Here is a 10,740-nt window from a genome sequence, read left to right on the forward strand (position 1 = left end):
CCACGCCAGGTGGTGATAGTAGTAGACGTGATTGAGAAGAGTAGTGGCTCAATTGCGGCTGGTGCAGGTCTGAGTTCTGCCAGTGGTTTTTTTGGTACCGTGAGCTATCAACAGCAAAATCTAGGGTGTAATAATCAGACCTTAGGGGGAGAATTTCAGCTGGGAACCCGAGAGCTATTGTTCGATTTGAGCTTTACAGACCCTTGGATTGCAGGAGACCCCTTCCGCACCTCTTACACCGTAAATGCATTCCGACGGCGCTCGATTTCCTTGGTCTTTAATGGGGGCAGCGGTGAGAATAATATTAAAGTTCCTAATGATGATGATGATGGAGACCGCCCCCGGATTGTGCGCACTGGTGGTGGAGTGACTTTTCGCCGTCCTTTATCGCAAGATGTATTTAAACGGTCAGAATGGACAGCATCCCTAGGCTTGAAATATCAACATGTTGCCATTGAAGATAGTGATGGGGATGTCAGACCTGAATCTACAGATGGAGAACTGTTGAGCTTTAGTGACAGTGGAGAAGATGACCTAACTACTGTCCAGTTAGGGGCAGTGCGGGATTTACGCAATAGTACCACCCAACCTACTAACGGTTCCCTACTCCGGTTGGGCATGGAACAATCTATTCCTATTGGTAGTGGCAGCATCTTAATGAATCGGTTAAGAGGTAGCTATAGTTTCTATATCCCTGTAGAATTCACCAACTTTACCGAAGGACCTCAGGCTCTTGCCTTTAACATTCAAGGGGGCACTATCTTGGGGGATTTACCTCCCTATGAAGCTTTTATTATTGGTGGTAGTAACTCCGTGCGGGGGTTTGCTGAGGGAGACCTAGCCTCAGGACGTAGTTACCTTCAGGCTACTGCAGAATATCGCTTCCCCATTTTCTCAGTCATAGGGGGCGCTCTATTTGTTGACGCTGGCACTGACCTTGGTTCTGCTGGTTCTGTTCCTGGTGAACCCGGTGAGCAGAGAGATTTACCCGGTACTGGTCTCGGTTACGGTCTTGGGGTTAGAGTGCAGTCACCACTTGGTCCGATTCGGGTAGACTTTGGTTTGAATACCGAAGGGGACAGTCGTCTTCACTTTGGTATTGGAGAGAAGTTTTAATTGTTAATTGTGAATTGTTAGTTGTGAATTATTAGTGGTTAATTGTCAATTGTTGATTGTAATTTGTGATTGGTTAATTTCAATTTTCAATTTTCAATTTTCCTGCATTTATTGATAGAAACTTTCCCAAAAAAAATGTCTTCAGTATATTACACCTTGGCTGGTATGTTTGAACGCTCTGGTGTCGGACTGCACAGCGGTATTTCAACCAACGTAAGGGTACTACCAGCAGCTGCGGGAGTTGGGCGATATTTTGTGCGGGTTGACTTACCAGGTAAACCCGTTATTCCAGCAAACATAGATGCAGTTTCAGCTACCACACTGTCTACGGAACTCTCCACATTAACCCAGTATGGAAAGGCTTCCGTTCGTACAGTGGAACACCTTTTAGCTGCACTGGCTGGTAGTGGTGTGGATAATGCTCAAATTGAGATTGATGGTCCAGAAGTACCTCTTTTAGATGGTTCGGCGAAGGTTTGGCTGGAAGCTCTCCAGGAGGTGGGATTAGTAGCAGCAGGGGTTCAAGGAATCGAGGATAAAGCACACGATAGTTTTACCCCCGGACAAGTTCGAGCTACCCTAACACCCCCTCACCTGCTAACTCCCTCAGTAACAACACCTATCCCTTTTGTATTAAACGAGCCAGTCTCGGTTTATCACGGAGATGCCTTTGTAACGGCTCTACCAGCACCCAAAACTCGATTTACCTATGGCATTGACTTTGCGTTACCAGCGATTGGTAAACAATGGTATAGTTGGACTCCAGAAAAGGACAATTTTGCTGATGCGATCGCACCAGCTCGTACCTTTGGCTTGGCTGATCAAATTGACCAGTTGCGCGATCGCGGTTTAATTAAAGGTGGTAGCTTGGAGAATGCTCTGGTTTGTGGTCAACACGGATGGGTTAATCCTCCCTTACGATTTTCAAATGAGCCAGTACGTCATAAACTTTTAGACTTAGTAGGGGATTTGAGTTTATTAGGACGTTTTCCTGTTGCTCATATCCTGGCCTATAAAGCTAGCCACCATCTCCATGTCCAACTTGCCAAAAAGCTGGCTGAACGCATGGGTTGCAAGTTAAACACAAAGAAGGTTGAACCTTTAAAAATTAACAAACTAACCTGCAATCTGTAATTTTATTAAAGTATGCTTATGTCCACATTGACTGACGTTAACACGCCAAATAACTCTACCGGAACTACCAAGGATGTAAATGATGACTCATCGACTAAAACAGTTCTAACCGTCGAAGACATTCATAAACTACTCCCCCATCGGTATCCTTTCGCATTAGTTGATCGGATTATTGACTATGTTCCAGGTAAAAGAGCTGTAGGTATCAAAAATGTTACCTTCAACGAACCTTTTTTTCAAGGACATTTTCCTGGACGACCCTTGATGCCTGGGGTGATGATCGTGGAAGCTATGGCTCAGGTTGGCGGGATTGTATTAACCCAAATGCCCGATAGTCCTGAGGGATTATTCGTATTTGCAGGGATTGACAAAGTTCGTTTTCGGCGTCCCGTAGTGCCAGGAGATCAACTGGTGATGACTGCGGAACTGTTGTCCATCAAGCGCAGTCGTTTTGGTAAGATGCACTCAGTTGCTACTGTTGATGGTAAGAAAGCAGCAGAAGGCGAGCTTATGTTCTCTATAGTGGATTAAAACATGATTAGCAAGAGCTTAGAAAGTTATTTAGTTGTTCGCCTTTGGCGTCCCTTTTCGGGTAGGTTATTTGCTTGAAAGTTATTTGGTTGTTCGCCTTTGGCGTCCCTTTTCGGGTAGGTTATTTGCTTGAAATACTTGACTTTGGAGGTTAAAAGTTAATGTTATATATTATGACTACAACCTGCAACATTAAACCTTAAACCTGCAACAGTCAACCTTAACCCTTAAACCTGCAACAGTCAACCTTAACCTTTCAACATTAAACCTTAAACCTGCAACCTTTAACCTTCAACCTTTAACCTGCAACCTGCAACCTGCAACAGTCAACCTTAACCTTTCAACCTGCAACCTGCAACCTGCCAGTATTGTTAGTCATTGGTCACTTTGGTGTTTGGAAAATTGGCAACACTTATTCATCCTACTGCTGTTATCCATCCTGGTGCTGAACTACACCCGACAGTTCAGATTGGTGCCTACGCGGTGATCGAAGATAATGTGAAAGTTGGTCCAGAAACAACCATTGGTGCCCATGTGGTTCTTTCTGGACCAATGGAGATCGGAGCCAGGAATCAAATCTTTCCAGGAGCAGTACTGGGTTCGGAACCCCAAGACCTCAAGTATGATGGTGCTCCTAGCTGGGTGAGAATTGGTGATAATAATCTAATTCGAGAGTACGTCACCATTAACCGAGCCACCGGGGCAGGAGAAGCAACTGTAATTGGCAATGGCAATATGCTAATGGCTTATAGTCATGTTGCTCACAATTGTGTAATTGAAGATTATGTAATTATCGCTAATGGAACTGCTATAGCGGGTCACGTTTATATTGAGTCCCAGGTGAGAATTAGTGGGGTGTTGGGAATTCATCAATTTGTCCAAATTGGACGTCTAGCTATGGTGGGTGGGATGAGTCGCATTGACCGGGATGTTCCACCCTATATGCTAGTTGAGGGGAATCCATCCCGAGTGCGATCGCTTAACTTAATCGGTCTTAAACGGGCTGGACTGACAACTGGTGAGATTAGACAGCTAAAAAATGTATTCCGGAAGCTCTATCTTTCAGGACAACCGTTCACTCAAGCCCTCCAAACTTTGGAATTGCCACCAGATAACCCACATGTGCAGCACCTGCATCAGTTTTTGCAGTTGTCTGTCATGGAAGGTCGTCGGGGTTTGATTCCTGGTCGTCGGTGAAAAGGGTAAAGGTTATCAAGGTTTATTTCAAATTCCTTTTACCTTTAACCTTTACCCTTTGCTAACCTATTTTAGAGATTCTTAATTAAGAAAATAGGAGATTAAAACACAAAATCTGCTTCTGTGATATCACCAGAATCTACACCAGTCAAGACAGCTAATGGTTGATTATTGATGGTGGTGATTATGGTATCGTCATTTTGTTCAAAAATCGAAATCTGGCCAAAGGTCAGACCATCTAACTGCAACAGATCTTCGCCATCGGTAAAGTCAGTGATGGTGAGTTTGCCTACTGTTGACAAGACAAAGGTATCTTGCCCACTGCCACCAGTTAAAATGTCATCTCCTGGGCCACCGATCAGGGTATCGTCATCATTTCCGCCTTCGAGGGTATCCTGACCATTGCCACCTTTGAGGGTGTCATGACCGTCCCCTCCAAACAGTTGATCGTCACCGTCACCACCGTCGAGGTAGTCTTCCCCAGCAAAGCCTAGAAGGGTATCTTGACTGTTAAGCCCTTTGATAATATCGTCACCTCCGCCACCTTCAAGGCTGTCATTGTTGGAAGTACCGATTAGAGTAACACCAGCTTCCTCAAAGCTAAGGTTGTCAAGGGCGAAGCGGAAAGCAGCGGCATCATTGAAATCGATCACGACCCGGTCTATTGGTGTACTAATACCAGAAAGGGAGAACAGACCCTCGGTAAAGCTTGGCTGTGAACTAGTATCGACTGCGATCGTATTTACCAATGTGGAGCCATCATCAAACAGTTCCACTGTAAAACCAGGTGTGAGAGTAGCAAAGGTACTCAGCGCCACCCCAAACTCAAGCTCGGAAACCGGTGCATCAAAGTCAAGGGTTAGGATTCCGGCGGCATCACCTTCCAAACTCGGATCTTGTACAAAAGCAGGGTAAGCGCAAGAATCAATAAGCTGTAGCTTATTGAGAAAAAACTGGGTTCATTCTCAACTATTAAACTCTATTGAGAATCAAGTTCTACGAGATTATAGGGGTTTCGAGCCACGATCAACCGATATCCAGCCAATGCACATTATGGGCAATTTTTTCTGGCGCTTACCCTGTGTACAAAAGCAATTGATCCTGGACCGAAGGAACCATAATTGGCATCCGTTGAATCTACCCCACCGACTTTGAAATCAAATGTGACCCCCATGAAACTTAGGTCATCAACCGGTTGAAAAGGCAGTTCATCGAAGGTCAGAACTGTTGTGTTAGTGGAATTGGTAGACATCTTTATTTCTCCTAAAAAAAAATTTTAATTGCACCCTATAGTATGAATATTGTGATTTTAGCTTGATGGAATTAGCGCAAATCACTAATGATTTTCATTTTATTCATTTTTTATGATACTTTAAAAAATATTAAAATTGGATTAATTAAATGACTAGTTTTAATTAAGTTTATGTGAATAATTTAAAATTCCATAAAATTGTAAAACTTATCTTTTAAAAGAAAATACTTAAGTATAAAAAATTTACATAATTAGTGATTAAGCTTTTATGGATTTAAATGTCCGTTCCCGTAGCGTGACCGTAGGTCAATCCCGTAGCGTGACCGTAGGTCAATCCCGTAGCGTGACCGTAGGTCAATCCACTGGCGCAAAAGCTGGTCTACCCTCTCCCCATCTCCCGATCTCCTCATCTCCCCAAAGGGCCCCTATTCACAATTTCAAGGTGTGACAGCTTACCCTCGCCTGGCACTGATAGCATGTTTCAGTGGTCAGGTAATTTAGATATGGTTACTGTCTACTGCCTATTTCCCTAATCCCTATCCACCCATTAACCATGACTCTCAAAACCATCTTTATCAGTACTGGCGAGGTATCTGGTGATTTACAAGGGGCTCTACTGATTGAAGCATTGAAACGTCAGGGAACAGCAGCTGGCTTAGAGTTAGAGATTGTTGCTCTAGGGGGTGATCAAATGGCTCAAGCTGGTGCGAAGCTGTTGGGTAATACCACCAGTATTGGTTCTGTGGGAATTCTGGAATCTCTACCCTTTGTGCTGCCTACCCTGAAAGTCCAAGGTCGTGCCAAACAGTATCTCCGGCAGCAGCCCCCTGACCTAGTGGTGCTGATTGACTACATGGGACCAAATTTGAGTATTGGGAGTTTTCTTAAGCGTGAACTACCGCAAGTACCGGTAGTGTATTATATTGCTCCCCAAGAGTGGGTTTGGTCTATCTCTAAGCGCAACACCAGGATTATTGTAGAGATGACTGATATCATGTTGGCAATTTTCCCAGAAGAAGCCCGTTACTTTGTGGAAAAGGGAGCGTCAGTTAGTTGGGTAGGTCATCCCCTGGTAGATCGGATGGAATCTAGCCCAAGCCGGGAAGAGGCTCGTGCTACCTTAGGCATAGCTCCAGAACAAACTGCGATCGCACTTTTACCTGCCTCTAGACAACAAGAAATAAAGTATCTCATGCCTGTAGTCTTCGAAGCCGCCAAGCAGCTACAGTCACAATTGTTAGATACTGAGCAAACACGGGTTAGCCAGTCGAAGGGTGAAGGGTTAAGGGAAAGTCAAGCTGATTCACCACTATTTTGGATTCCCCTATCCTTAGAAGCCTATCGCCATCCCATTGAAGAAGCAGTAAAGCGCTATGGTTTACAAGCTAAGGTGGTTGCTGGTCAAACCAAGGAAATCTTGGCTGCTGCTGATTTAGCCATTACCAAGTCAGGTACAGTGAATTTGGAACTAGCACTACTAGATGTGCCCCAGGTGGTTTTCTACCGAGTTAATCCCTTTACCTACTGGCTTGCTCGCACCTTCTTGAAGTTTTCGATTCCCTTCATGTCTCCCCCTAACTTGGTAGTAATGCGTTCGATTGTGCCGGAGTTGTTACAAGAGCAAGCCACACCAGAGAATATTGTCCGGCAATCTTTAGAACTACTTTTTAATCAAGAACGGCGTCAGCAAACCCTGAAGGATTATCAGAAAATGCGCCAGTTATTGGGTGAAGTAGGCGTATGCGATCGCGCTGCTAAGGAAATTTTCCAACTAATAAGCTAAGTGGTCAAAGGCTAATGGCACCTCAAGTAGCGTGCGCGTAGCGCATATGCTTACAATCCTGCTAATTCCAGACAAATTCCAAGTCTAAGACAAAGCCAGGTAAAACATCTTCTCCCGATAATGTTTTGGGAGATTTCAACACCTCTACAGCTTGATGGATTCGATAAATTTCAACCGTCTTATGATTAGGGTCAATTAACCAACCCAAACCCAGTTGATTATCAATATAATCCTGCATTTTTTGGCGTAACGGTTCCATATTGTCACTCTTTGAACGCAACTCCATTACAAAATCAGGACAAAGGGGTGGGAAAGTTTCTTGTTGTTCAGGGGTTAATGCATTCCATCGTTTTTGAGTAACCCAAGCTGCATCAGGAGAACGAATTGCCCTATTGGGAAGTCGAAAAGCAGTAGAGGAGTTAAAAGTAACCCCCAGTTTGGTTTGGCGATTCCATAACCAAAGTTGTCCTTCTATATCAATGTTGCGTTTTCCAGTATTCCCCCCAGTGGGTGGCATAACAATTAATTTACCTGTAGCACTACGTTCTAAGCGCAAGTCTCGATTAGCACTAGCAAGTTGTTCAAACTGCTCGTCAGTAACTCTGAGGCTGGGAGGAATGTTGATCGGAAGGGTATTCATGAATCAATCTCAAGTTATCCCTTATAGATATATCTAGCAATTGCTTCGCAATTAAGACGAATCGTTGTCTTGCCTGGGACAACCCAAGTAAAGTTTAACAAAATCTTCCGCTGCTGCTGGATTAATCTGATACAGTGCATCCCGAAGTTGAATCACCATCTCAGCGCCTGGATCTCTAATTTCATTCACCCAACGGTATATATTTGAACGCCCAATTCCCATCAGCACAGCGACTCGATTCTGGCTGATGCCGTAGCTTTCTAATACTTGTTTGAGGGCTTTGCCTGCTTTTCCCATGCCTCAAATTCTGTCATTTACTCAGGACTGAGTAAATGGCACCAAATGGACTACAATGAGGACGACTAATTGTAGTCCATTCGGTAACAATAAGAAGGTAACTTCCCATGTCCAACAACTTTCTACCAGAACCGGAAGAAACTGCCTCGGTACCAGCCTCCGAGCCTACTCCCACACCACCTCAACCCAAGCGAGAACCTGTGCAAATCCTAGTCATTGGTTCAAGTAACAGCATCACCAAAATCATCCACACCCAATACAAACTCGGTTTTGCTGAAATCAGCGAATGGAGTCCCTTAATGCCTGCTTCCATTCCCGGTAAACAGATGCGTGCTCTTACTCGCTACGTTTCTACCAATTAACCTCCCTCTTCACCATAAGGGCAACTTAGCATGAGGTTAACTTCCCAAACAACAAAAAAAACTAAGCACGACCACTCAATTGCAAAAGCCTAATTTCTACAACCTCTTCATAAAGCCTTTCGAGCTGAGTAATATTCCCACTTAAGGTATAGCGCTCTAGAACCCTTGCCCTAGCTTTGTGACCAAGCAAAGTAGTCCAGTCTCTGTGGTCACGCAATAGGGGCAATAGGGTTTTCAGTTGGGATGTCACCCCATGGGTATTGAGAATTACCCCAGCACCATCCTCTAACACTTCCCCATCAGCTCCAGCATCTGTGGCTACACAAGCCACACCACAAGCCATGGCTTCCAGTAATGATAAGGACAGCCCTTCCAATAGAGAAGGTAAAATAAACACATCCGCTGCCCGCAAAATCTCAATCCGTTGTTGCTCGGAAGCCACAAATCCTAGCCAAATGACATTTTGTTCTTCCCCATAAAATGGTTTCAATGAGGCTAATAACGGTCCATCACCAGCAATCACTAGCTTGCTGGATTTACCCAGGTTACAGTGTTTCCAGGCTCGCAGCAGCGCTTCCACATTTTTTTCCGTAGCAATGCGACCTTGATAAACAAATAGCCGTTCCGCTTTGAACTCGGATGCAAACTCAGAGGTACACTGGGAGTATCCTGGAGAATATTTCTGGACATCAACTCCATTGGGAATCACTGCTAGCTTGTGATCAGGAACCCCAACCCGGCTTAGGACATCCCGTTGGAGTTGAGAAAAGATAATCACTCGGTCGTAGTGGGCGAGAAACGGCGCATAAACTTGATAGGTCAGCAATTGGGTTCCCGATTGCAAATTGCGTCGTTTACCATCAAAGGGCGGATGGAAGGTCGCCACTAGGGGTAAATTGAGTTCGGTACAGATTTCCGGTAACAGGAAGTCTAAAGGAGATAAAGTTAAGGAAGCATGAACCAGATCAGGTTTGAGCTCCTGTAGCGATCGCTTCAAAACCTTACTGGCGGTTAGGGTTGGAATGGTATACATCTGAGACTTGTACAAGCAAGGCAGTGGTACCTCCTGACAACCCCACCAAGTCCGGTCCTCTTCTTCTTGGGCAAAGTGGAGGAAACTGACCTGGTAGCCCCGGTCGAGCAGAGCATTGGTCACTTCTCGATTGTAGGTGACGTTACCACAAAAAGGGGATTTTTTTCCGAGCCAGGCGATATGCATTCCGGTTGGTAGTTAAGTCTCTATTGATGACGTTTATTTAAATTATTTAATCTATTACCGGAAATATACCAGTTTAAGAACCCACCTAAGAACACAAGTGCTGCTAAACCAAGAAATACAGGTTGTAAACCCAACCAAGTTTCTGCGATCCCCGCTAAGGCTAATGGTAAACTCAAGGCGATATTAATAGCGTTGTTTTGTAGTCCGAAAACTTTGCCCCGCATCTGTTCTGGTGTTTCTGCCTGGATGGTAGTCTGCATCGGGATACCCACCAAAGCCCCAAACCCCCCCAATACCATTGTCATCAGTAAAGCCAGCCAGAGATTGTTAGTGAATAGGGACAACCCTACTAAGGCTACTCCCATACCTACAGAACCAGACAGACTTAAATCTACATAGGAGGTGTCATCAAACCAGTTTCCTAGGATTGCTGCACTAATCGCCATCCCAATTCCACCTGCTGCTAACAAGAAGCCAAACTGGGAAGCGGTGATCCCAGGTAGGTTTTCCGCGAGTCTTACCGCCAGAACGGCTAAAGCAGCAAAAACGGAAAACAGAATAACTTGTTGAATCATAGCATTGCGGACATTTCGATGGTGTTGTACGTAACGCAGACCATCGGCAATGTCTGCCCACACATAAGGTTGCTCAGCCTTAGACTTTGCCCGATTTTCACCCGTTCTCAGTAACAACAACACTAATCCTGCGATCGCATAAGACCCTCCTACCAAAACTTCTTTCCCCAAGTACACGCCGAAATGTAGCTGAGCTCCCAAGCTATCCGCTAAGGCTAACAACGGTTCACCCACAGCAAAACCAATGATTAAGGAAGCCATCATGGTTGTAGTATATAGGGAGTTGGCCGACAGTAGGTGGTGCGGTTTCACAATCAAGGGAATTACCGCTTGTTCTGCTGGGGCAAAAAATTGGGTCAGGGTAGAGACTAGAAATGTAATCACTAATAAGACGTAAAAGCCGAGTGGCACATTGGAGACTGATGTCCAGCCTTGAGTAAAGGACAACAACCCAGGCACTAACAACACCAGTGCGCCTCGCAACAGATTGGTTAGCACCAGCACATCTTTTTTTGACCACCGATCCACATAGACGCCAGCCAAGGAACCAAATAGAACTGCTGGGATGGTAAAGGCAATCATGATAGCTGATACCCAGCCACTGATAGTTTGATCAGCGTCTTGAAAGCGACTG

13 protein-coding genes are annotated in these 10,740 nt (G+C 44.9%); 6 read left to right on the top strand and 7 right to left on the bottom strand.

What is annotated here, in order from left to right; genetic code table 11:
• The 4 genes from F6K20_RS10075 to lpxA form a co-directional block, all read left to right on the top strand.
• Nucleotides 1-1,116 (top strand): BamA/TamA family outer membrane protein (locus tag F6K20_RS10075; protein WP_287294577.1); only part of this gene is annotated, 1,116 nt, incomplete at its 5' end.
• A gap of 135 nt (nt 1,117-1,251) precedes the next feature.
• Complete coding sequence (locus F6K20_RS10080) at nt 1,252-2,250, top strand: UDP-3-O-acyl-N-acetylglucosamine deacetylase (protein WP_287294579.1); 999 nt, start codon at nt 1,252-1,254, stop codon at nt 2,248-2,250.
• A gap of 18 nt (nt 2,251-2,268) precedes the next feature.
• On the top strand, nt 2,269-2,781 hold the full coding sequence (fabZ, locus tag F6K20_RS10085) for a 3-hydroxyacyl-ACP dehydratase FabZ (RefSeq protein ID WP_008180185.1): 513 nt from the start codon (nt 2,269-2,271) through the stop codon (nt 2,779-2,781).
• 402 nt (nt 2,782-3,183) lie between these two features.
• Nucleotides 3,184-3,978 carry an acyl-ACP--UDP-N-acetylglucosamine O-acyltransferase gene (gene lpxA / locus F6K20_RS10090; RefSeq protein ID WP_287265214.1) on the top strand — a complete coding sequence of 265 codons (795 nt, stop codon included), beginning with the start codon at nt 3,184-3,186 and terminating at the stop codon, nt 3,976-3,978.
• Between the two features lie 101 nt (nt 3,979-4,079).
• Here the strand turns inward: lpxA and F6K20_RS10095 are convergent, their stop codons facing one another.
• From F6K20_RS10095 to F6K20_RS40570, 3 genes are all read right to left on the bottom strand, one after another.
• Nucleotides 4,080-4,865 (bottom strand): calcium-binding protein, encoded by a 786-nt coding sequence (locus F6K20_RS10095; RefSeq protein WP_287265216.1) that lies wholly within the window; start codon nt 4,863-4,865, stop codon nt 4,080-4,082.
• Nucleotides 4,866-5,029: 164 nt separating this feature from the next.
• Nucleotides 5,030-5,230 (bottom strand): hypothetical protein, encoded by a 201-nt coding sequence (locus tag F6K20_RS10100; protein WP_287265218.1) that lies wholly within the window; start codon nt 5,228-5,230, stop codon nt 5,030-5,032.
• 266 nt (nt 5,231-5,496) lie between these two features.
• A complete protein-coding gene (locus tag F6K20_RS40570; RefSeq protein WP_287265219.1) occupies nt 5,497-5,640 on the bottom strand; it encodes a hypothetical protein in 144 nt (47 codons plus the stop codon).
• A gap of 143 nt (nt 5,641-5,783) precedes the next feature.
• Here F6K20_RS40570 and lpxB point away from each other — a divergent pair, with 143 nt between their 5' ends.
• Complete coding sequence (gene lpxB, locus F6K20_RS10110; protein ID WP_287294581.1) at nt 5,784-7,013, top strand: lipid-A-disaccharide synthase; 1,230 nt, start codon at nt 5,784-5,786, stop codon at nt 7,011-7,013.
• A 61-nt stretch (nt 7,014-7,074) separates the two neighbouring features.
• On the opposite strand, the gene F6K20_RS10115 is transcribed toward lpxB, so the two are convergent.
• Together F6K20_RS10115 and F6K20_RS10120 are read right to left on the bottom strand one after the other, a co-directional pair.
• Complete coding sequence (locus F6K20_RS10115; protein WP_287248713.1) at nt 7,075-7,653, bottom strand: Uma2 family endonuclease; 579 nt, start codon at nt 7,651-7,653, stop codon at nt 7,075-7,077.
• Nucleotides 7,654-7,704: 51 nt separating this feature from the next.
• Nucleotides 7,705-7,950: a helix-turn-helix domain-containing protein gene (locus tag F6K20_RS10120; protein ID WP_008180196.1), complete on the bottom strand. Its 246-nt coding sequence runs from the start codon at nt 7,948-7,950 to the stop codon at nt 7,705-7,707.
• 107 nt (nt 7,951-8,057) lie between these two features.
• On the opposite strand from F6K20_RS10120, the gene F6K20_RS10125 reads away from it, so the two are divergent.
• On the top strand, nt 8,058-8,312 hold the full coding sequence (locus F6K20_RS10125) for a hypothetical protein (protein WP_008180198.1): 255 nt from the start codon (nt 8,058-8,060) through the stop codon (nt 8,310-8,312).
• Nucleotides 8,313-8,373: 61 nt separating this feature from the next.
• Here the strand turns inward: F6K20_RS10125 and F6K20_RS10130 are convergent, their stop codons facing one another.
• Nucleotides 8,374-9,531, bottom strand: coding sequence for a glycosyltransferase family 4 protein (locus F6K20_RS10130; protein ID WP_287294583.1), 1,158 nt, complete (start codon nt 9,529-9,531; stop codon nt 8,374-8,376).
• Nucleotides 9,532-9,551: 20 nt separating this feature from the next.
• Nucleotides 9,552-10,740 (bottom strand): MFS transporter (locus tag F6K20_RS10135; protein WP_287294585.1); only part of this gene is annotated, 1,189 nt, incomplete at its 5' end.

It is taken from the genome of Moorena sp. SIO2C4, assembly GCF_010672485.1.
In the GTDB taxonomy this organism is placed as follows: Bacteria; Cyanobacteriota; Cyanobacteriia; order Cyanobacteriales; family Coleofasciculaceae; genus Moorena; species Moorena producens.